Origin of the sequence: Streptomyces sp. NPDC101393 (assembly GCF_044767385.1) — a bacterium.
Taxonomy (GTDB): Bacteria; Actinomycetota; Actinomycetes; order Streptomycetales; family Streptomycetaceae; genus Streptomyces.
Window position 1 is genome coordinate 753,465 of the sequence record NZ_JBIWNU010000001.1, and the last position, 20,539, is coordinate 774,003.

Annotated in this window: 18 protein-coding genes; 10 read left to right on the forward strand and 8 right to left on the reverse strand. The window is 71.5% G+C overall.

The annotated features are described in order from the left end of the window. The first annotated feature begins 96 nt into the window (after window positions 1–96). The 5 genes from ACIRQ7_RS03235 to ACIRQ7_RS03255 are packed head-to-tail and all read left to right on the forward strand — an operon-like array spanning window position 97 to window position 6,579. On the forward strand, window positions 97–621 hold the full coding sequence (locus ACIRQ7_RS03235) for a PadR family transcriptional regulator (RefSeq protein WP_401462524.1): 525 nt from the start codon (window positions 97–99) through the stop codon (window positions 619–621). Continuing rightward, entirely contained in the window at window positions 618–1,307 is a 690-nt protein-coding gene (locus ACIRQ7_RS03240) for an ABC transporter ATP-binding protein (RefSeq protein ID WP_404259420.1), read from the forward strand. The genes ACIRQ7_RS03235 and ACIRQ7_RS03240 overlap by 4 nt, the downstream gene beginning before the upstream one ends. Then, window positions 1,304–3,733: an FtsX-like permease family protein gene (locus tag ACIRQ7_RS03245; protein ID WP_404259422.1), complete on the forward strand. Its 2,430-nt coding sequence runs from the start codon at window positions 1,304–1,306 to the stop codon at window positions 3,731–3,733. The genes ACIRQ7_RS03240 and ACIRQ7_RS03245 overlap by 4 nt, the downstream gene beginning before the upstream one ends. A gap of 8 nt (window positions 3,734–3,741) precedes the next feature. Then, window positions 3,742–6,141, forward strand: coding sequence for an FtsX-like permease family protein (locus ACIRQ7_RS03250; RefSeq protein ID WP_404259424.1), 2,400 nt, complete (start codon window positions 3,742–3,744; stop codon window positions 6,139–6,141). 60 nt (window positions 6,142–6,201) lie between these two features. Continuing rightward, window positions 6,202–6,579, forward strand: coding sequence for a VOC family protein (locus ACIRQ7_RS03255; protein ID WP_404259426.1), 378 nt, complete (start codon window positions 6,202–6,204; stop codon window positions 6,577–6,579). Window positions 6,580–6,583: 4 nt separating this feature from the next. Here ACIRQ7_RS03255 and ACIRQ7_RS03260 read toward each other — a convergent pair whose 3' ends face one another. After that, a complete protein-coding gene (locus ACIRQ7_RS03260; RefSeq protein ID WP_401462509.1) occupies window positions 6,584–7,549 on the reverse strand; it encodes a hydrogen peroxide-inducible genes activator in 966 nt (321 codons plus the stop codon). A 155-nt stretch (window positions 7,550–7,704) separates the two neighbouring features. On the opposite strand from ACIRQ7_RS03260, the gene ACIRQ7_RS03265 reads away from it, so the two are divergent. Together ACIRQ7_RS03265 and ACIRQ7_RS03270 are read left to right on the forward strand one after the other, a co-directional pair. Beyond that, window positions 7,705–8,259, forward strand: a complete 555-nt coding sequence (locus tag ACIRQ7_RS03265; RefSeq protein WP_401462506.1) for a peroxiredoxin — start codon at window positions 7,705–7,707, stop codon at window positions 8,257–8,259. A 42-nt stretch (window positions 8,260–8,301) separates the two neighbouring features. After that, window positions 8,302–8,835: an alkyl hydroperoxide reductase gene (locus tag ACIRQ7_RS03270; RefSeq protein WP_401462503.1), complete on the forward strand. Its 534-nt coding sequence runs from the start codon at window positions 8,302–8,304 to the stop codon at window positions 8,833–8,835. Window positions 8,836–8,950: 115 nt separating this feature from the next. Here the strand turns inward: ACIRQ7_RS03270 and ACIRQ7_RS03275 are convergent, their stop codons facing one another. From ACIRQ7_RS03275 to ACIRQ7_RS03290, 4 genes are all read right to left on the reverse strand, one after another. Further along, on the reverse strand, window positions 8,951–10,498 hold the full coding sequence (locus ACIRQ7_RS03275; RefSeq protein WP_404259428.1) for an AI-2E family transporter: 1,548 nt from the start codon (window positions 10,496–10,498) through the stop codon (window positions 8,951–8,953). 140 nt (window positions 10,499–10,638) lie between these two features. Continuing rightward, window positions 10,639–11,337 carry a transglycosylase SLT domain-containing protein gene (locus tag ACIRQ7_RS03280; RefSeq protein ID WP_404259430.1) on the reverse strand — a complete coding sequence of 233 codons (699 nt, stop codon included), beginning with the start codon at window positions 11,335–11,337 and terminating at the stop codon, window positions 10,639–10,641. Between the two features lie 407 nt (window positions 11,338–11,744). Continuing rightward, window positions 11,745–13,067 (reverse strand): PhoH family protein, encoded by a 1,323-nt coding sequence (locus ACIRQ7_RS03285; RefSeq protein WP_401462494.1) that lies wholly within the window; start codon window positions 13,065–13,067, stop codon window positions 11,745–11,747. Between the two features lie 510 nt (window positions 13,068–13,577). Further along, the gene (locus tag ACIRQ7_RS03290; protein ID WP_404259431.1) at window positions 13,578–14,375 is read right to left on the reverse strand and encodes an isoprenyl transferase; all 798 of its coding nucleotides are present in this window, start codon (window positions 14,373–14,375) and stop codon (window positions 13,578–13,580) included. A gap of 122 nt (window positions 14,376–14,497) precedes the next feature. On the opposite strand from ACIRQ7_RS03290, the gene mgrA reads away from it, so the two are divergent. Further along, window positions 14,498–15,535 (forward strand): L-glyceraldehyde 3-phosphate reductase, encoded by a 1,038-nt coding sequence (gene mgrA, locus ACIRQ7_RS03295; RefSeq protein WP_404259433.1) that lies wholly within the window; start codon window positions 14,498–14,500, stop codon window positions 15,533–15,535. A gap of 751 nt (window positions 15,536–16,286) precedes the next feature. Here mgrA and ACIRQ7_RS03300 read toward each other — a convergent pair. After that, a complete protein-coding gene (locus ACIRQ7_RS03300; protein WP_404259435.1) occupies window positions 16,287–17,021 on the reverse strand; it encodes a prepilin peptidase in 735 nt (244 codons plus the stop codon). Between the two features lie 200 nt (window positions 17,022–17,221). Between ACIRQ7_RS03300 and ACIRQ7_RS03305 the strand changes: the two genes are divergently transcribed. Both ACIRQ7_RS03305 and ACIRQ7_RS03310 read left to right on the forward strand, forming a co-directional pair. Further along, the gene (locus ACIRQ7_RS03305; protein WP_404259437.1) at window positions 17,222–17,878 is read left to right on the forward strand and encodes a maleylpyruvate isomerase N-terminal domain-containing protein; all 657 of its coding nucleotides are present in this window, start codon (window positions 17,222–17,224) and stop codon (window positions 17,876–17,878) included. 85 nt (window positions 17,879–17,963) lie between these two features. Further along, window positions 17,964–18,332 (forward strand): DUF192 domain-containing protein, encoded by a 369-nt coding sequence (locus ACIRQ7_RS03310; RefSeq protein ID WP_404259439.1) that lies wholly within the window; start codon window positions 17,964–17,966, stop codon window positions 18,330–18,332. A 147-nt stretch (window positions 18,333–18,479) separates the two neighbouring features. Here ACIRQ7_RS03310 and ACIRQ7_RS03315 read toward each other — a convergent pair whose 3' ends face one another. Both ACIRQ7_RS03315 and ACIRQ7_RS03320 read right to left on the reverse strand, forming a co-directional pair. Then, entirely contained in the window at window positions 18,480–19,691 is a 1,212-nt protein-coding gene (locus tag ACIRQ7_RS03315) for a Cmx/CmrA family chloramphenicol efflux MFS transporter (protein ID WP_404259441.1), read from the reverse strand. A 197-nt stretch (window positions 19,692–19,888) separates the two neighbouring features. Continuing rightward, window positions 19,889–20,470 (reverse strand): TetR/AcrR family transcriptional regulator, encoded by a 582-nt coding sequence (locus ACIRQ7_RS03320; protein ID WP_404259443.1) that lies wholly within the window; start codon window positions 20,468–20,470, stop codon window positions 19,889–19,891. Window positions 20,471–20,539 lie beyond the last annotated feature (69 nt).

Sequence of the window (20,539 nt, forward strand, 5' to 3'; positions counted from 1 at the left end):
CGCCCGGGACCCGGAAGCCCCGGATCCCGGGCGCCCTTGTGCGCTATACATCCCGCGTATACACCAGGACTACACCCAGCACGTAAGGTGGTCGCCATGTCAATCGGTCATACGCTGCTGGGCCTCCTGGAGTCCGGCCCCCGCCATGGCTACGACCTCAAGCGGGCCTTCGACGAACACTTCGGCCACGACCGGCCCCTGCACTACGGGCAGGTCTACTCCACGATGTCCCGGCTGCTGAAGAACGGCCTGGTCGAGGTGGACGGCGTGGAGTCCGGCGCGGGTCCGGAGCGCAAGCGGTACGCCATCACGGACGCCGGCGTCACGGACGTCGCGCACTGGCTCGCCCGCCCCGAGAAGCCCGAGCCCTACCTCCAGTCGACGCTCTACACCAAGGTCGTGCTCGCCCTGATGACGGGCCGGGACGCCGCCGAACTGCTGGACACCCAGCGCACCGAGCATCTGCGGCTGATGCGCGGCCTGACCGAGCGCAAGCGCAAGGGCGACCTCGCCGACCAGCTGATCTGCGATCACGCGCTGTTCCACCTCGAAGCCGATCTGCGCTGGCTGGAGCTGACCGCCGCGCGACTGGACCGGCTGGCGGAAACGGTCCGGGCATGACGCCGGAGGGTTCCCTGCTCTCGGCCGAGGGACTGCACAAGACCTACGGAGCGACGCCCGCGCTGGACGGCGCGGACTTCTCCGTCCACCCCGGCGAGGTCGTCGCCGTCATGGGCCCCTCCGGCTCCGGCAAATCGACACTGCTGCACTGCCTCGCCGGCATCATCACCCCGGACACCGGCACGGTCCGCTACGCCGAGCACGACCTGACCTCCCTGAGCGACGCCCGGCGCAGCGCCCTGCGCCGCACCGACTTCGGCTTCGTCTTCCAATTCGGCCAGCTCGTACCGGAGTTGACCTGCCTGGAGAACGTCGCCCTGCCGCTGCGGCTGAACGGCACCAAGCGCAAGGAGGCCGAGCGGCAGGCCCGGGTGTGGATGGAGCGTCTGGAGGTGGAGCAGGTGCACGGCCAGCGGCCCGGTGAGATATCCGGCGGCCAGGGCCAGCGGATCGCGGTCGCCCGCGCACTGGTCACCGAGCCCCGCGTCATCTTCGCCGACGAGCCCACCGGCGCCCTCGACTCCCTCAACGGCGAACGCGTACTGACCCTGCTGACCAACGCCGCCCGCGACACCCGCGCCGCCGTCGTCCTGGTCACCCACGAGGCCCGGGTCGCCGCCTACTCCGACCGCGAGATCGTCGTCCGCGACGGCAAGGTGAAGGACATGCTGGCGGGCTTGATATGAGCCTGCTCCGCTCGCACGCCGGTGTCGACGGCGCGCGCGGCGGCGAACGCGGCCCCACCCCCGCGCGCCCGGACCCGCTCACCGCCCCGCGCACCGGCCCGGCCGTATGGGCCCGCGACCTCGCGATGGGCATGCGGTTCGCGGCCGGCGGCGGCCGCGAGGGCTGGATCCGTACGTCCCTGACGGCCGCGGGTGTGGCTCTGGGCGTGGCCGTGCTGCTGCTCGGCGCGTCCGTACCGACCCTGATGGACGCCTGGCACGGCCGGGAGAGGGCCCGGGAGAATCTCGGGCAGGCGCACGACCCCCGGCCCGCCGACGACACCGTGCTCTACAGCTCGGCGGACACCACCTTCCACGGCGCCCCGATCCGCGGCCGGCTCGTCCGGCCGGACGGCACACACCCGCCCGTGCCCCCGGGCATCGGCCAACTCCCCGGCGCCGGACGGATGCTGGTCTCCCCCGCGCTCAAGGAGCTGCTGGCCTCGCCCGAGGGGGCACTGCTGCGCGACCGGCTGGACTACGACGTGGCCGGTGTCATCGGCGACGAAGGGCTTCAGGGCCCACGGGAGTTGACCTACGTCGCGCAGAGCGCCACCCTGCGCCCGCCCCACGCCTACCGGATCGACCACTTCGGCACGAGCTGGCAGCCGCGGCCGATGCGGGCGCCCGCGGTACTGCTGGTGATCATGACGTGTGTGGCGCTGATGACGCCGGTGATGGTCTTCATCGGCACCTCCGTACGCTTCGGCAACGAACGCCGCGAGCGCCGGCTCGCCGCGCTGCGGCTGGTCGGCTCGGACGTCTCGACCACCCGCCGGATCGCCTCCGGCGAGGCGCTGTTCGGCTCGCTGCTCGGCACGCTCGCGGGCGCCGCGCTCTTCCTGGGCGGCCGGCAGCTCGCCTCGGGCATCACGCTGTGGGACATCAACGTCTTCCCCGCGGACGTCTCCCCCGACCCGGTCGCCGCCGCCCTGATCGCCGTCCTCGTCCCTACCGCCGCCGTGCTCGTCACGCTCCTCGCGCAGCGCGGCGTCACCGTCGAACCGCTGGGCATCGTCCGCGGCCGCCCGCCCGTCCGGCGCCGGCTGTGGTGGCGGCTCGCGCTGCCCTCGGCGGGCGCCCTGCTGCTCGTACCGCTGGCCCGCGAAGAGCCGTGGACGGACACCGGCCTGAACACCCTGCGGCTCGCGGCCGGCGCGATGCTGCTGCTGTTCGGTGTCACCGCGCTGCTGCCCTGGCTGGTCGACGCCGTGGTGAGCCGGCTGCACGGCGGCCCGGTACCCTTTCAACTCGCCACCCGCAGACTCCAGTTGAGCAGCGGCTCGGCCACCCGCGCGGTCAGCGGGATCACCGTCGCGGTGGCCGGGGCCATCGCGATCCATATGCTCATGACCGGTATGCAGGCCGGCTACGCCGACGCCTACGCCAGGTCCGGCAAGCTCCCGCAGATCGGCCTGTGGGGCGGCGAGGACAGCTGGCCGCGCACCGAACGGGCGCTGACCATGCTGCGGGCCACCCCCGGCGTGACCGCGGCCCGCGGAACCATCGACGGGAACATCAGCCGGATGCCACGGCCCGGCCGGCCCCAGGACCTCGCCCACTCCGCGACCCTCGCCGTCGGCAGCTGCCCCGAACTGCGCCGGCTGGCACACCTGACGTCCTGCCGTGACGGCGAGGTGTTCCTCACCGACCACCGCAAGCAGGGCTCCCCCGCCGCCCCCGGCGCGACCGTCGACCTCAACCCCGCCATGGTGGACGACGAAACGGCCCACCCGCGCCCCTGGAAGATCCCCGGGCAGGCCCGCACCACCCGCCTGATCCACCCCGGCAGCTCCCCCGGCCGCTTCTCGTACGACCTGCTGGCCACCCCATCGGCGATCGACACCACCCGGCTCGGGTACCCCACCAGGGAACTCCAGGTCGGCTTCGACCGCGGCACACCGGACGCGGTGGAGCACATCCGCAACACCGCGGCGCACATCGACCCGACGATGAACGAGTTCTCCAGCGTCGACAACCCCCACGACCAGCAGTACACCAGCGTCCGCAACGGCCTGTTCATCGGCGCCGTGATCACCCTGCTGCTGATCGGCGCGGGCCTGATCATCTCCACCGTCGAGCAGCTGAACGAACGCCGCCGGCTGCTGTCCGCCCTCGACGCCTTCGGCACCCGCCGCGGCACCCTCGGCTGGTCCGTGCTGTGGCAGACCGCCATCCCGGTCGTCCTCGGGCTGGGCCTCGCGCTCGGCTGCGGACTGGCCCTGGGCACCCTGCTGCTGACGATGATCGACGGCGTGGTGGCGGTCGACTGGCCGGTGGTGGCCGGCATGACCGCCAGCGGCGCCGGCGTGATCCTCTTCGTCACGGCGCTGAGCCTGCCGCCGCTGTGGCGCATGATGCGGCCCGACGGCCTGCGAACGGAATGAGTACCGGCATGACCGCACCCCGGCGAGGCGCCGCCCGCCGCTGGTCGACCGACCTCGCCATGGGCGCCCGGTTCGCCGTCACCGGCGGCCGCGAGGGCTGGATCCGTACGGCGCTGACCGCGGTCGGCGTCGGCCTCGGCGTCTGCGTGCTGCTGCTCGCCGCCGCCGTCCCGCACGCCATGAACTCCGCCCTGGACCGCGGGAAGGCCCGGACCGCCACACCCGTCTCGGGCCACCCCGCCCGCTCGGACCATTCGCTGCTGATGACACCGGTGGACAGCGCCTACCACGGCACCTCCCTGACCGGGCGGGTGATCCGGTCCGAAGGACCGCACGCCCCCGTTCCGCCCGGCCTCTCCCGGCTGCCGGACCCCGGCGAACTGGCCGTCTCCCCCGCCCTCGCCGACCTGCTGGCCTCCCCAGACGGCGCGCTGCTCAAGGACCGCTTCCCGCATCAGCGGATCACCGCCCGGATCGGCGACACGGGCCTGGCCCACCCCGGCGAACTCCTCTACTACGAGGGCAGCGACGCCCTCCGGGAGCCCGGCGACGGCGTCTTCCGGGTCACCGGGTTCGGCGACACGGGCAACGCCTTCCGGCTCAGCCCGCTCGCCGCGCTCGCGGTCATGGTGGGCTGCGTCGCGCTGCTCGCCCCGGTCGCCGTCTTCACCGCGACGGCCGTGCGGTTCGGCGGGGAACGCCGCGACCGGCGGCTGGCCGCGCTGCGCCTGGTGGGCGCCGACCGTGCCACCACCCGCCGGATCGCCGCCGGTGAGGCGCTGGCCGGCGCGCTGCTCGGGCTGCTCACCGGCGCCGCCCTCTTCCTCGCCGTCCGCCTGCCGATCTCCGGCGTCTCGCTCTTCGGCCTCGGCTTCTTCCCGTCCGACCTCGTCCCCGACACCGCCCTGGCCACTCTGATCGCCCTGGCCGTCCCGGCCGTCTCCACCGGCGTCACGCTGCTGACCATGCGGCGGGTCACCGTCGAACCGCTCGGGGTGACCCGTACGGCGCCGCCGCTGCACCGCCGCCTGTGGTGGCGGCTGCTGCTGCCCGCCGCCGGGGTGGCGCTGCTGCTGCCGCAGGCGACGGGCGGGCTGCGCTCGGGCGATGCCGCCACGGCCCAGCTGATCGGCGGCACCACGCTGCTGCTGCTCGGTATCGCGGCCGTGCTGCCCTGGCTGCTGGACACCGCGGTCGCCCGGCTGGGGCGCGGCAGCCGGAGCAGCCAGTCCTGGCATCTGGCCGTCCGGCGGCTCCAGTTGAACGGCACGTCGGCCAGCCGCTCGGTCAGCGGGATCACCGTGGCGGTGGCCGGCGCGCTCGCCGTGCAGCTGCTGCTGGCCGGCGTCCAGACCCAGCCCTCCGGGCTCACCGACCAGCACACCCCGTGGACCACGGCCGGTGCCACCGACGGCGCGGTGCCCGCCACCGCCGCCCACCGGATGTTCGGCCTGCTGGGCGGGGCGGCGGGCGTCCGGGAATCGCACGGCCAGATCAGCGGCTACGCGGACACGGCCAGGCATCAGCGGGCCCTGGCCGACGGCACCGCCCACGACGCCGACGACCCCGAGCCGTATGCGGTGACCGTCGCCGACTGCGCCGCCCTGCGCCAACTCGCCCGCATCGGCAGCTGCTCCGACGGTGATGTCTTCCTCTCCCGGGCCCCCGCCGGCGAGCCCGAAGCCGGCATCCTGCTGCCGCACCCCGGCGAGCGGCTGGCCCTCGACCCCAGCGGCAGCCGGGACGCCGAGCGCACACCCGCCACCTGGACGGTCCCGGCCACCGCCCGGCCCGCGACCGCACGCGGCAACCTCCCGTACACGTATGACGGCAGCGGCGTGCTCGCCACCCCCGGGGCCCTGGACGCCGGCCAACTCCGGCGCCCCCACGTCTCCGTGCTCCTGCGCCTGGACCCGGCCGCCCCCGACGCCGTCGAACACGTCCGCAACGCCGCCGCCCGGGTCGATCCGCGGACGTACGTGCTCTCGGACGAGGGCGACAGCGCCGACGAGATGCTGAGCCTGTCCCGCGGCGGCCTGACCGCCGGGCCGGTGGCCGTGCTGCTGCTGATCGGCTGCGGCCTGCTGATCACCGTGCTGGAGCAACTGCGCGAACGGGCCCGGCTGTTGTCGGCCCTGGACGCGCTCGGCACGCCACGCCGCGTGCTGGGCCGCTCGGTGATGTGGCAGACGGCGCTGCCGGTGGCCCTGGGCCTGGCCCTCGCGCTGGGCTGCGGCCTCGGCCTCGGCTCGCTGCTGCTCCACATGGCCGGCAAGCCGCTGCAGATCGACTGGACCGCCGTCCTCGCCCTCACCGGCACCGCCGGGGCCGTCATCCTCGGCGTCACCGCACTGTCCCTGCCGCTGCTGTGGCGGCTGATGCGGCCGGACGGCCTGCGCACCGAATAGCGGGCGCCCGGTGGCGAATTCGGTGGACAGCCGCGGCCGCCGTGCCCAATAGTGCGCCCCATGGCCTCCCTTGTGCGACACCTCACCTTCGACTGCACCGACGCCTACCGCCTGGCGCAGTTCTGGGCCGCCGTGCTGGACGGCACCGTCACCGATGAGGACTTCCCCGGCGACCCCGAGGCACTGGTCGTCGCGCAGGGCTCGGCGCTGCTCTTCGTGCAGGTCCCGGATGCCAAGGCCGTGAAGAACCGGGTGCACGTGGATCTTCAGCCGCAGGACCGGTCACGCGACGAGGAGGTGGAGCGCCTCCTCGCCCTGGGTGCCACCCTGGTCGGCGATCACCGTGTGCCGGACGGCAGGGGCTGGGTGACCCTGGCCGACCCCGAAGGCAACGAGTTCTGCGTCGAGCGCAGCGCCGCCGAGCGCGCACCGCAGTGATCCGTCAGGAACCGTCCTTCACCATCCGCACCGGCAGCCCCCGCAGCGCCACCCGCAGCGCGTCCGCGAACTCCTCGAACTCCCGCTGCCGCGCCGACCCGCTGCGCATCGCCAGCGCGATCCGCCGGGCGGGCGCCGGATCGGCGAAGTAGCCGGTCGTCAGGCGGTCGTTGCGGCCGGTCTCCACCCGCAGCGCGGTCCGCGGCAGCAGCGTCACACCCAGCCCTCCGGCCACCAGCTGCACCAGCGTCGACAGCCCGGCCGCGCTCGTCGTGACGGGCGTGTTCTCGTCCCGGCCGGCCTCCCGGCAGATGTCCAGCGCCTGGTCGCGCAGGCAGTGCCCCTGGTCCAGCAGCAGCAGATCCAGCTCCTTGAGCGCCTGGCGGGGGATGTCGCCGCGTCCGCCGAGCCAGTGCTCCTTGGGCGCGACCAGCACGAAGTCCTCGTCGAAGAGCGGGAGTTCGGTGACCTGCGGCACTCCGAGCGGCACCGCGAGCAGCAGCAGATCGAGCCGGCCGTGCGCCAGCCCGTCCAGCAGCGAGGCGGTCTGCTCCTCGTGCACCTGGAGATCCAGCTCCGGATAGGTCTCGTGGACCAGCCGCAGCACGGTCGGCAGCAGATACGGCGCGACGGTCGGAATGACGCCGAGCCGCAGCACGCCCGTGAACGGCGCGCGCGCCGCCTCCGCTTCCTCCAGCAGATCCCCGACGGCCTCCAGCACCGTACGGGCGCGGGCCGCCACCCGCTCCCCCGCCGCCGAGAGCAGCACCTTGCGCGTCGTACGCTCCAGCAGCTGCACGCCGAGCGTCTCCTCCAGCGCGGACACCGCACCGGACAGCGCGGGCTGGCTCATGCCGATCTCGGCCGCCGCCTCGCGGAAATGCAGATGCTCGGCCACCGCGGCGAACGCGCGCAACTGGGCCAGGCTGGGCTGGCGGGGTCTGCCGCCGGGGCTTGCGGGAGAAGCCACTGATAACCACCTCCGATCAACATCAACCAGTCTAGCTATTTCACTGATCAATGCCTCCTGTGGCACTGTGTAACCCGTCCAAGCCCCAAGGAAAGCCCCCGAATCCCCTTTATGGGACGTCGCGTGGGCTCTTCCCCCCGTTGCAAGGAGAGCGCGTGCTCACTGTTGGTGACAAGTTCCCCGAGTTCGATCTGACCGCCTGCGTCTCGCTGGAGACCGGCCAGGAGTTCGAGCAGATCAACCACAAGACCTACGAAGGCAAGTGGAAGATCGTCTTCGCGTGGCCCAAGGACTTCACCTTCGTGTGCCCGACCGAGATCGCCGCCTTCGGCAAGCTGAACGAAGAGTTCGCCGACCGTGACGCCCAGGTCCTCGGCTTCTCCGGCGACTCCGAGTTCGTGCACCACGCCTGGCGCAAGGACCACCCGGACCTGACCGACCTGCCCTTCCCGATGCTCGCCGACTCGAAGCACGAGCTCATGCGCGACCTCGGCATCGAGGGCGAGGACGGCTTCGCGCAGCGCGCCGTCTTCATCGTCGACCAGAACAACGAGATCCAGTTCACCATGGTGACCGCCGGCTCCGTCGGCCGTAACCCCAAGGAGGTCCTGCGGGTTCTGGACGCCCTGCAGACCGACGAGCTGTGCCCCTGCAACTGGTCCAAGGGCGACGAGACCCTCGACCCGGTCGCGCTCCTCTCGGGCGAGTGACCAGCGGAACAGCGGAACAAGCGAACGGAAGGGTGAGCTGACATGGCTCTCGACGAACTGAAGTCCGCCGTACCGGACTACGCCAAGGACCTGAAGCTGAACCTCGGCTCGGTCATCGGCAACAGCGACCTTCCCCAGCAGCAGCTGTGGGGCACCGTCCTGGCCTGCGCGATCGCCTCGCGCTCGCCGAAGGTGCTGCGCGAGCTGGAGCCGGAGGCGAAGGCCAACCTCTCCGCCGAGGCGTACACGGCCGCCAAGTCGGCCGCCGCCGTCATGGCGATGAACAACGTCTTCTACCGGACGCGTCACCTCCTCTCCGACCCGGAGTACGGGACGCTGCGCGCCGGTCTGCGGATGAACGTCATCGGCAACCCGGGCGTGGAGAAGGTCGACTTCGAGCTGTGGTCGCTGGCCGTCTCGGCCATCAACGGCTGCGGCCAGTGCCTGGACTCGCACGAGCAGGTGCTCCGCAAGGCCGGTGTGGACCGCGAGACGATCCAGGAAGCCGTCAAGATCGCGGCCGTCCTGCAGGCCGTCGGCGCCACCCTCGACGCCGAGGCGGCACTCGCCGAATAATCCGGCAGGCGCGTGCACGGCACCCGCACCACGCACGAAACCCCGCAGACACTCCGTCTGCGGGGTTTCGTGTATGTCCAGGCGATGCCGTGCGCTCCGGCCCGGGTGGCCGGCGTTACTCCTGGGGCTGTTCGGTGGCGACCGCGACCGGGCCCGTCGGCGTCGCCGCGGAGGTGGTGGTCACCGTCGGCACCCGCTCGGGAGCCGGCAAAGGCGTCGCACTGATCGCGGTGGACCCGTGCGGCACCGGCGTCATCCGCAACGCCTGTTCCTTCGCATACGAACGCAGGTAGCCGACAACGGCGTTGGTGACCGCGACCAGCGGAACGGCCACCACCGCACCGCCGATGCCCGCGATCAGCCCGCCCGCCGCGACCGACAGGATGACGGCGAGCGGATGGACGCGCACGGCGCGCCCCAGGATGAACGGCTGCAGGATGTGGCCCTCGATCTGCTGGACGGCCAGCACGACCGCCAGCACCATCAGCGCCGTGAAGACGCCCTGGGTGACCAGCGAGACCACACACGCGATCGCGCCCGAGACCACCGCGCCGACCAGCGGGATGAAGGCGAACAGGAAGATGAAGACGGCCAGCGGCACGGCGAGCGGCACATCGAGGAACCACAGCCCGATGCCGATGAAGATGGCGTCGATCAGGGCGACGATGACCGTGCCGCGTACGTAGGCCGTCAGCGTCCGCCAGGCCCGCGGCCCCGCGCCCGCCACGCCCTCGCGGGCCGCGCCCGGTACGAGCTTGAGCAGCCAGGTCCAGATCCGGCGGCCGTCGTAGAGCAGGAAGAGCGTGGTGAACATCGCGAGCAGGATGCCGGTGAACACTTCGAGGACGACGGTGACGCCCTCCAGCCCAGCCGAGGTGATCGCCTCGGTGTTCGCGCCGACCGCGTCCTGAAGGTTCTTCGCGATGTGGTTGATCTGGCTCTCGGTCACATGGAACGGGCTCTTCAGCAGCCAGCCCTTGAGCTCGGTGATGCCCTTCTGGATCTGGCTGGAGACCGAGTCGATGTTGTCCTGCACCTGCCACACCACGAACCAGCCGACCAGCCCCATGATGACGAAGCCACCGATGAAGGTCAGGGCGGTGGCCAGCCCGCGCGGCAGCCGGCGCCGGCGCAGCCACCCCACGGTCGGCTGCAGCAGAGCGGTGATCAGCAGCGCCGCGATGAAGGCCAGGACGACCAGTTCGATCGTGGTGATGACGCGCGCCAGCACCCACAGTGCGCCCGCCAGGATGAGCAGCCGCCAGGCGACCTCGGTGGCCACCCGTACGCCCCACGGCACCGCGGCCACCGGATCGGGGCGGGCCGAGACGGCCGGCGCGTAGGAGGGCGGGGCGGGGACGGAGTCCGGCGTGCTCGGCGCGCTGACCGCGGCGGCGTCCTCCGTCGTCGCGCCCTCCGCCCCGTGCTCCGGCGTGCCGTGCGCGGTGTACGGCGCGCGGTCGCGGCCGGCCGGCTCTCGCGGAGGACCGGCCGCCGCGGAACCGCCGGCGTTCGGGGCGTCCGCGTGCCCGGGACGGCTCAGCGCGTCCGCGTCACCGGCCACCGCCGCGGCTTCCGCCCGGCGGCGCTGGTCCTCCAGCCGCTGCGAAAGCCGCGTCAGACCGGCGCCGAGGCCACCGACCCACTGAGGCAGTCTGGACATGTCGCTTCCTCTTCCCCTCCCGCTCCCCACAACTGACGGCACGACGTTACCCGGGCGCCGCGCCGGATGCGCGAAACCCCCGACGCTTTCGCGGTCGGGGGTTCCGTTTGCGCTGCTGTGCCGGTACGGCCGGGTGTGGCCTAGTACCAGCTGTTCGCCTGCCAGAACGACCAGGCGCCACAGGGGCTGCCGTAGCGGTCGTTCATGTAGTTCAGGCCCCACTTGATCTGCGTGGCCGGGTTCGTCTGCCAGTCGGAACCGGCCGAGGACATCTTCGAGCCCGGCAGCGCCTGCACGAGCCCGTAGGCGCCCGACGAGGCGTTGGTTGCCTGATAGTTCCAGCCCGACTCGTGGTCGACTATGTTGCTGAAGCACTGGAACTGATCGCCCGGCATCATCTGGCGTGCGATGGCCTGGGTGTCGGCGATGCTGTAGGAGCCCTTGACCGTGAAGTCAGCGGCGTCGCGCGCGGACGAGCGGGAAGCCGCCAGTTCCTTGCGCTCCTTGGCCTCCTTCTCCGCCTTTGCCTTCTCCTCCGCCGCGTCCTTCTTGTCCTGTGCGGTCTGTGCGGCTGCCTTGCGGGCCGACTCCTGCGCGGACTTCAGGGCTGCGGCATCGGCCTGGGTGGACTGTTCGTCCGCCTGCTGCGTCAGGGAGGCCGTCTGCACCTGGGCCTGCTGGCCCGTGGGAATTTCGGCGATCGTCGCATCGGCGGCGGTGGCCTCGGTGTTGCCGACCGAGCCCTGGTCGCTGCCTGCAGCGACGCCGACTACGGCGCCGACGGTGGTGACCGCGGTGGCGGAGGCCACGGCGAATCCCCGGACCGAGATCCGGCTCACACGCTTTCCTTCCAGCATCGCCCGCATAGGTGACCTCGCGGACGCAATCGTGCCCCTGGCGCTGGTCTCCCCTTGTTCCGGACCCTGTTGAGCGGTAGGGACCGGCTGGTCACGGGAGGCACTGGCCCGGTGCGTCCCCCTCGGGGTCCGCGTGGTGCTCGGGCGGCATACGGCAAGTCGCTATGAAGTTCGGGTGTTCCGCACCTCTGAGGATGCTGGTGGTGCCGTATGCGGGGCCTGACAGGACCCAGACTCTGCCCGAACGAGCCGCCGGGAATCAATTCCCCACTGGGTGTGAAAGCTCACACCTTGTTTACGCGACGCGATTTTCGGATATTCCCGCGCACACGCGCGCCGCCCGGCTAAGCTCCTTCGCTTTGCCGGGCGGCGCCGTGGTTCACATACGGTCAGATCCTGCCGTCCTCCAGCATTTCGGTCACCAGTGCGGCGATCGGCGACCGCTCCGAGCGGTTGAGGGTGACGTGCGCGAACAGCGGATGGCCCTTGAGCTTCTCCACCACCGCGACCACACCGTCGTACCGCCCGACCCGGAGGTTGTCGCGCTGGGCGACGTCATGGGTCAGCACAACCCGGGAGTTGGCCCCGATACGGGACAGAACGGTCAGCAGGACGTTCCGCTCCAGCGACTGGGCCTCGTCCACGATGACGAACGCGTCATGCAGCGACCGCCCCCTGATGTGGGTGAGCGGCAGTACCTCCAACATCCCGCGGCCCACCACCTCTTCGATGACGTCCTTGCTGGTCACCGCGGACAGCGTGTCGAAGACGGCCTGAGCCCAGGGGCTCATCTTCTCCGACTCGCTGCCCGGCAGATAGCCCAGCTCCTGCCCGCCGACGGCATACAGCGGCCGGAAGACCATCACCTTGCGGTGCTGCTGACGCTCCAGCACGGCCTCCAGACCGGCGCACAGCGCCAGCGCCGACTTGCCGGTGCCGGCCCGGCCGCCCATCGAGATGATTCCGACATCCGGGTCCAGCAGCAGATCCAGCGCGATCCGCTGTTCGGCACTGCGGCCGTGGATCCCGAAGACCTCCCGGTCGCCCCGCACCAGCCGGACCGTGCCCTGCTCCGTGACCCGGCCGAGGGCCTTGCCCCGCTCGGACTGGAGCACAAGTCCGGTATGCACCGGAAGTTCGGCCGCGTCCGGTACGTGCGTCGTCTCGTCGGCGAACAGATCGTCCACCTGGTCGGCGGTGACCGTCAGCTCCGCCATCCCCGTCCAGCCGGAGTCGGTGATGGCCAGCTCCGCGCGGTACTCCTCGGCCAGCAGGCCGACCGCGGAGGCCTTGATGCGCAGCGGCAGGTCCTTGGAGACGACGGTGACGTCGTACCCCTCGGCCTGCAGATTGCGCGCCACCGCGAGGATCCGCGAGTCGTTGTCGCCGAGCCGGAAGCCGGCGGGCAGAATCCCCGGATCGGAGTGATTGAGCTCGACCCTGAGCGTGCCCCCCAGTTCCCCTATGGGGATGGGGGCGTCCAACCTCCCGAATTGCACCCGGTACTCATCCAGCAGACGCAGCGCCTGCCGCGCGAAGTAGCCCAGCTCTGGATGGTGCCTCTTGGCCTCCAACTCCGTGACCACGACGACCGGCAGCACGACTTCGTGCTCGTCGAAGCGGGACATGGCGCCTGGATCCGCCAGCAGGACGCTGGTGTCGAGGACATAAGTGCGCCGGCCGTTCTCACGGCGCTTGTTGCTGTTCACCACGGGTGGACGAACCCCCTCGAAAGAGGTCGGGGTGCGACGGCGTCGCGGGGGACAGGACCGGGTTCTGGCCACGATGCACGGGCCGAACGCCGGCCCTCCGCGTCGTCCGTGCGGTGCGCACGATCGTCCGTGATGTGCAAAGGGCCTCCCGGGCGGACGACCCCATGCCGTCCGCTGAGATGCGACGCCCGATGTCTTGTTCCGGACGCCGACCTGGAAGGGATATTCCCTCGAACCCCCACACCCATGCCACGGCATATGACGCACGGCCGGTGAACCTTGGGTTACGTGTGATCGCCCGGCGGCGGCGGGCACCGCAGTGGGACAGAAGTGAAAAGTGCGTCAGGAGGTGCGATGCGCGGGGGCGACGGCCGCACCGGCCCCCGCGGCCCCACTGGGCCGAACGGGTTCAGGAGAACCGGCACCGGCCCGTACCGCTATCGGAGTGTCAGCGCGCGGCAGCGGGCACCGGACGGGTCGGGGCGCATCGGGAGGTTTTCCGGGCCTGTCCTAGAAGCCGTAACGGCGGTGCCGGGCGGCGTAGTCGCGCAGCGCACGCAGGAAGTCGACCTTCCGGAAGGCCGGCCAGAAGACCTCGCAGAAGTAGTACTCGGAGTGGGCGCTCTGCCAGAGCATGAAACCGGAGAGGCGCTGCTCGCCGCTCGTGCGGATCACCAGGTCCGGGTCCGGCTGGCCGCGGGTGTAGAGGTGCTCGGAGATGTGCTCGACGTCCACGATCTCGGCGAGCTCCTCGAAGGAGGTGCCCCGCTCGGCGTGCTCCAGCAGCAGCGAACGCACCGCGTCCGCGATCTCCTGCCGACCGCCGTAACCGACGGCGACGTTCACCATGATGCCGTTGTTGTCGAGCGTCTTCTGCTCGGCCTCCTTCAGCACCTGCTGCGTATGAGAGGGGAGCAGATCGCGGTTGCCGACGTGGTGCACCCGCCAGCGGCCGTCGGCCGCCAGATCGCGCACGGTGTTCTCGATGATGCCCAGCAGCGGGGTCAGCTCGGCCTCGGGCCGGTCGAGGTTGTCCGTCGACAGCAGCCAGAGCGTGACGACCTCGACGTCGGTCTCACCGCACCACCCCAGCAGCTCGCTGATCTTCGCCGCGCCTGCCTGGTGGCCCTGCTCGGTCGTCCGGCCGTCGGCCCGTGCCCAGCGGCGGTTGCCGTCCAGGATGACGCCGATGTGCTTGGGCACCTGGTCGTGATCCAGGCGGCCCTCCACCCGGCGCGCGTACAACCGGTAGACCAGATCGCGCAGTGCAGGCGGATACGGGATGCGCACCCCGGAAGATCGCAGCATGTGTGGTCCAGCCCCTCCGTGCCAATGGCGGTCGCCCCGTCGCCTCAAGTCGGCAACTTTACTTCTCGGGCGCGTGAACAGCCCAATCAGGTGTGTCACAACTCCGTGATAGGGAGATGACCATGACTGGCACCTCTGACTATCGCGCCGCGGATTCGCGCTATGACTCCATGGAGTACCGGCGCACGGGCCGCAGCGGACTCAAACTCCCCGCTATCTCCCTCGGACTGTGGCACAACTTCGGGGACGACCGCACCCTCAGCTCCCAGCGGGCCATCCTGCGCCGGGCCTTCGACCTGGGCGTCACCCACTTCGACCTGGCGAACAACTACGGTCCGCCGCCCGGATCGGCGGAACTGAACTTCGGCAAGATCTTCGCCCAGGACTTCCGCGCCTACCGCGACGAGATCATTCTCTCGACGAAGGCCGGATATCTGATGCACCCCGGCCCCTACGGCGAATGGGGATCACGGAAATATCTCCTCTCGTCGCTGGATGCCTCACTGAACCGGATGGGTGTCGATTACGTCGATATCTTCTACTCGCACCGATTCGACCCGGAAACCCCGCTGGAGGAGACGATGGGCGCGCTCGCGTCCGCCGTCCGGCAGGGAAAGGCGCTGTACGCCGGCGTCTCGTCCTACAACGCCGAGCAGACCCGCGAGGCGGCCCGCCTGCTGCGCGAGATGGGCGTTCCCGCGCTGATCCACCAGCCCTCGTACTCCATGATCAACCGCTGGACCGAGGACGACGGCCTGCTGGACACCCTGGAGGCCGAGGGCATGGGCTGCATCTCCTTCGCGCCGCTGGCGCAGGGCCTGCTCACGGACAAGTACCTGAAGGGCATCCCCGAGGGCTCGCGCGCCTCGCAGGGCAAGTCCCTGGACCCGAATCTGCTGTCGGACGACGTCGTCCGCCGGCTCCACGGCCTGAACGAGATCGCCGCCCGCCGCGGTCAGTCCCTGGCCCAGCTGGCTCTGGGCTGGGTGATCCGTGACGAGCGGATGACCTCCGCCCTGATCGGCGCCAGCAGCGTCAGCCAGCTGGAGGCCAACATCGCGGCCCTCGGCGCCCCCACGATCACGGACGCGGAGCTGGCCGAGATCGACGAGTTCGCGAAGACCACGGACGGCGTGAACATCTGGGCCCGACGGGGCTGAGGCGACCCGGACCGGAACCCGAGGGGGCGGCGGAATCCGGCGAGCGGTCGGCGTTCGGGGCGCGCGCTCGGGAGGCGTTCCGGAGATGCTCCGGGGCGTCTCCCGCGCGGGCTGTCCCGCACGGGCTGACGCGGCGGGCCGGGTCGCGAGACGGGGCGGGCCGGGGGCTCCCCAACAAAAAACGGGCCGGTCCGTGGGGGGGGATACGGACCGGCCCGAGGGGGGGTTTCCACCATAACCCCGCGGAAGGCATGCTGCGCGCACGCCGCGCAAACACGGCGTGGCCCGGCACGGCCCGTCATGGCTCGACGTGGCTCGACGTGGCTCGACGTGATGGTCGGGTGGCTCGGCGTGATGCCGGGGGGGGCGCCCTGATGCCGGGGCCCGGCGTGCTGCCCGGGGCGGCGACGCGATGCCCGGGGGTGGCTCGGTGTGGACGCGGGGCAGCTCGGTGTGAGTCGCGTGACCGCGAGGGCGGCTCGTCGTGGGCCGCGATTACCGCGGGAGCAGCTCGGTGTGGACCGCTGGGGCGGCCCGGCATGCCGGGCCGCATGGCTCCGTGGCCGGTCGTCGCCCTGGCCACCCGGCGGTCGGTCACCGCCCGCGCGCCCGCCGTCGGACGACCGCCTTCAGGTCACCGCCGTCAGGCCACCGCGCTCGGGCCGCCGTCATCAGGCACCGCCGCCAGACCTCCGCCGTCAAGCACGGCCGCCAGACCTTCGTGATCAGCCGGCACCGCCGGCCCCCGTCGTCAGGCGGCCGCGGCGCCGCCCAGGAGCAGGCCGCCGAACGCACCGATGATCATGAACGGGCCGAGCGGCATCACCGACTTCCGCCCGCTTCGCCCGAAGAGGATCAGACCGCCCCCGTACAGCGCGCCGATCAGTACGCCCGCCACGCCGCCCGTGACGACGGCGGGCCAGCCGTACCACCCGAGGGCGACGCCCAGGGCGAGCGCCAGCTTGACGTCCCCCTCGCCGATCCCCGCCGGGTTGATGACGTACAGCAGCAGGTAGAACGCGCCGAGCACCAGCCCGCCCAGCAGCGCCCGCCGCCACACTCCGCCCTCCCCCGTCAGCCAGCCGACGAGCCCCAGCAGCCCCGCCGCCACGGCCGCCAGCGGCAGCGTCAGCTCGTCGGGGAGGCGGCGCACCCGCCAGTCGACGGCGGTCAGCAGCACCGCGACCGGCGCCATCACCAGCCATACGGCCAGTTCGGGACGCGCCCCGGTGGCGGCCGCCAGGGCGGCGCAGACCAGCGCGGTGACGGTGGCGGTCGGCAGCACCCCGGGCCCGTACGCCCCGCAGTCCGGGCAGCGCCCCGGCCCGAGCCATCCGCGCGCGACCCCGGTGATCGCATGGCCCTGGGGGCAGGCCGCGCGCCACTCCTCCTCGGGCTCGACGGCCATCCGGTGGGCGGGCCGGGGGATGAGCAGCCCGGCGGCGGCCCCGTAGGCGGCGGCGAGAACCATCAGCGTCACTGGCACGGGGCGACCCTATGGGCTGTCACGTCTTCACTGGTGCATCAGCGGACGGCGTCAGATGCGGTTCATCGCAAGGCGGCGATGTTTCGAAGGCCCCAGCCACCGCCGGTCGTTGGCGGCGGGGATGCGACGATCACGCGAGGAGGGACGGTTCTTCGCCGCTCCGCTTGTCCGCCGTTCCGGCGCCGCACTATCTTGCCGATGTGGATCTCTTCTCGCGCTCATGGACGGCGTTGCGCACCGCGGTTGCCGAACTTCCGGACAAGGACTTCGAGCAGCCGTCCGGCTGCACCGGCTGGCTCGTACGGGACCTGGCGTGCCACCTGATCATCGACGCGCAGGACGTCCTGATCACCCTCGCCACCCCCGCCCAAGCGGAACCGACCGTCAACGCCGTGACCTACTGGAAGGTCCAGGACCAGCCACCGACCGGCGAGGACCCGCTCGACGCGCTGATCGTCCGGCTTGCCGCCGCGTACGGGGAACCCCGCCTGCTCAAGTTCCACCTCGACGACGTCGGCTCGGCCGCCGGGCGCGCCGCCGAACTCGCCGACCCAGGGGCCCGGGTGAGTACCCAGGACGAGGTCCTCACCGTGGGCGACTACCTCTCCGCCTACGTCCTGGAGTGGACGCTGCACCACCTCGACCTGGTCGCCCACCTCCCGGGTTCGACGCAACCGCCCCCGGAGGGCCTGGCCCGGTCCCGGGCGACGCTGGAAGAGATCGCCGGCGCCGCGTTCCCCGCGTCGTTCACCGACAAGGACGCGCTGCTGCTCGGCACGGGCCGCCGGGCACCGACCGACGCCGAGCAGACCGAACTCGGCGGACTGGCCGCGAAACTACCGCTCTTCCTCGGCTGATACGCCTGCCGGAGACTCCGGAGACTCCGGAGCCCGCGCCCGTCCAGAGCGGTGCCCTGAGCCCTGGCCTGATAGAACGACGTCCATGGCGCGCTGGACGGATGGATCGGGAACCCTGCACGGCACGGACGTCGAGGTGCCGCTGGAGATCGCCGGGTCCTACCGTGCCCGCACTCGCGGGCTGTTGGGCCGGGACGGTATCGACGGGGCGTTGCTGCTGACCCCGGCGAGCGGGGTGCACACATTCCGGATGCGGTTCGCGCTCGATATCGCCTATCTGAGCCGGGACTTCAGGGTGCTGGCCGTCCGCACCATGCGCCCGGGGCGGATGGGTCTCCCCCGGCTGCGCGCGCGGCACGTACTGGAGGCGGAGGCGGGAGCGATGGCGCGCTGGGGCCTGCACCCGGGCCGGCACCTCACCGTCACGGTCCGGCCCCCGGGTGCCCCTGAGTAGTACCCGAGCAGTCCCCCAGTAGCCCCTGCCCGGCTCACGGATCAACGGGTATACGGGTGACGGACCAACGGCATGACGGGCTCACGGGCTGACCGGCCTGCGGCCCCCTCCGGATCCTCCGGCCCTGGGACCCCACGGGGTTCGCTGTCACACCCGCACCGCCTCCCGCTCCACCACCACCGGGGCGGACGCCACGGCCGGTTCCCGCTCCGCCGGGCGCCGGAGCGCCGCCGCCCACCCCGTCGCCGCGAGGGCGGCCACGCCCGTGCCGGCGCCGACCCAGGCCACCGAGGCGAACCCGAGGCCCGCGTCGATGGCGAGTCCGCCCAGCATCGGGGTGAGCATGATCCCGACGTTGAAGGCCGAGGTGTTCACCGCCGCGACCAGCGTCGGCGCGTCCGGTGCGAGCCGGAACACCCGTGACTGGACGACCGGGTTGACGAGATAGCCGGTGAACCCGAGGACGAAGACCAGCGCGATGGTGAGGCCGAGACTCCCGGCTGTCAGGGCGAGCACCCCGGAAGCGACGGTGAGCGCCACGACCCCGAGGAGCAGGGTGCGCAGTGGCGCGGTGTCGGCGAACCGTCCGCCGAGCGTCACCCCGATCAGGCCGCCGACCCCGTACAGCGAGAGCACCACCGGCACCCACCCCTCCGGCAGCCCGCTCACCTCGGTCAGCAGCGGAGCGAGATAGCTGAAGGTGACGACCGCGGCGCCGAAGGTCAGCGTGGTGACGAGGTAGGAGACCCACAGGGCGGGGCGGGCCAGACCCGTCAGTTCCCGCCGCACAGAGGGCACTTGGGAGCCCTTCGGGCGCCCCGCGGGCAGTACGGCCAGCAGCGAGAGCATGCTGAGGACGGTCAGCCCCGCCACGCTCCAGAAGGCCGCGCGCCAGCCCGCGTGCTGGCTGAGGACCGTGCCGGCCGGTACGCCCACGACGGTGGCGAGGGTGAGGCCCATGGCGACGACCGACAGCACCTTCCCCTTCGCGCCCGGCGGCACCAGGCTCACCGCCGTCGTGGCGGCCACCGCCCAGAACCCGGCGTAGGCGATCGCGCTCACCACACGGGTCGCGAACAGCACGCCGTAGCCCGGCGCGAGCGCACCGACCACATGCCCGGCGACAAAGACGAGTTGGAAGGCGATCAGCGCGGTACGCCTGGGCACCCGGAGCGTGGCCACCGCGAGAACCGGGGCGCCGACGATCATGCCGACGGCGAAGGCGGAGATCAGCAGGCCCGCATCCGGGATGGAGACGCCGAGGTCGGCGGCGATATCGGGCAGCAGCCCGGAGAGCATGAACTCCGAGGTCCCTTGGGCGAAGATGCCCAGTCCGAGGAGGTGGACAGCAAGTGGCATGAGCAGGCACTCCGGTCGGTTGTGGTGAAGTACGGGGAGACTTCGGGGAGTTGAGGAAGTCTCCGTTTGTTTTGTATCGATCTGTTCAAAATAAAGCCGAAAGAAGCACCCCGCCGCGACCGCCGACGACGGAGGGCGCGAAGAGTGCGGGGAGCGGAGGGAGAGCGGGGAGTGCGGGGAGTGCGAGGAGTGCGGGATCAGAAGGCGGTGAGCGCCGCCTCCGCCACCCCTTGCAGCGCCACCCGGTCCACCCCGGAACGCGCGGAGACGCGCAGGCCGCTGATGGAGGCGATGACGAGATGGGCGAGGGTGCGGGCATCCTTGCCGGCCGCGATATCGCCGTCGCGCTGACCGGATTCGATCACGGCGCGCAGCGCTTCCAGCCGGACGCCGTAGTCCCGGGCGAGCGTGGCCGCGACCTCCGCGTCACGCGCCGAGACCTCGACGCAGGTATTGACGACCAGACATCCGCGGCCGTCGGCGTCCTGCGCGAACTCCTCGTCGATCACGCGTTGCAGCAGGGTGCGAATCTTGACCCGGGCGGGCAGCTCGCTCTCCAGCAGCTCGGTCAACTCGGCGTTCTTGCACTCCATATAGCGGGCGAGCGAGCGGTCGAAGAGGTGGCGCTTGCTCTTGAAGGTGTTGTAGATGCTGCTGCGACCGAGGCCGGTGGCGTCACACAGGTCCTGGGTGGACGTCGCCTCATAGCCGGCGGCCCAGAACGCGTCCATCGCCGCGTCGACCGCCCGCCCCTCGTCGAACTTCCTGGGTCGAGCCATGCGGGCACGCTACCACGTATTGAACTGGTCGATCCAATACCAGACGCCCCCTTACCGGCGGTCACACCA

Excerpts from the sequence above, each read along its gene's own strand:
- mgrA (WP_404259433.1), top strand. The coding sequence starts at position 14,498 with ATGACTGGCACCTCTGACTATCGCGCCGCGGATTCGCGCTATGACTCC.
- ACIRQ7_RS03250 (WP_404259424.1), top strand. The coding sequence starts at position 3,742 with ATGACCGCACCCCGGCGAGGCGCCGCCCGCCGCTGGTCGACCGACCTC.
- ACIRQ7_RS03315 (WP_404259441.1), bottom strand. The coding sequence starts at position 19,691 with ATGCCACTTGCTGTCCACCTCCTCGGACTGGGCATCTTCGCCCAAGGG.
- ACIRQ7_RS03320 (WP_404259443.1), bottom strand. The coding sequence starts at position 20,470 with ATGGCTCGACCCAGGAAGTTCGACGAGGGGCGGGCGGTCGACGCGGCG.
- ACIRQ7_RS03270 (WP_401462503.1), top strand. The coding sequence starts at position 8,302 with ATGGCTCTCGACGAACTGAAGTCCGCCGTACCGGACTACGCCAAGGAC.
- ACIRQ7_RS03275 (WP_404259428.1), bottom strand. The coding sequence starts at position 10,498 with ATGTCCAGACTGCCTCAGTGGGTCGGTGGCCTCGGCGCCGGTCTGACG.
- ACIRQ7_RS03255 (WP_404259426.1), top strand. The coding sequence starts at position 6,202 with ATGGCCTCCCTTGTGCGACACCTCACCTTCGACTGCACCGACGCCTAC.
- ACIRQ7_RS03240 (WP_404259420.1), top strand. The coding sequence starts at position 618 with ATGACGCCGGAGGGTTCCCTGCTCTCGGCCGAGGGACTGCACAAGACC.
- ACIRQ7_RS03290 (WP_404259431.1), bottom strand. The coding sequence starts at position 14,375 with ATGCTGCGATCTTCCGGGGTGCGCATCCCGTATCCGCCTGCACTGCGC.
- ACIRQ7_RS03310 (WP_404259439.1), top strand. The coding sequence starts at position 17,964 with ATGGCGCGCTGGACGGATGGATCGGGAACCCTGCACGGCACGGACGTC.
- ACIRQ7_RS03245 (WP_404259422.1), top strand. The coding sequence starts at position 1,304 with ATGAGCCTGCTCCGCTCGCACGCCGGTGTCGACGGCGCGCGCGGCGGC.
- ACIRQ7_RS03235 (WP_401462524.1), top strand. The coding sequence starts at position 97 with ATGTCAATCGGTCATACGCTGCTGGGCCTCCTGGAGTCCGGCCCCCGC.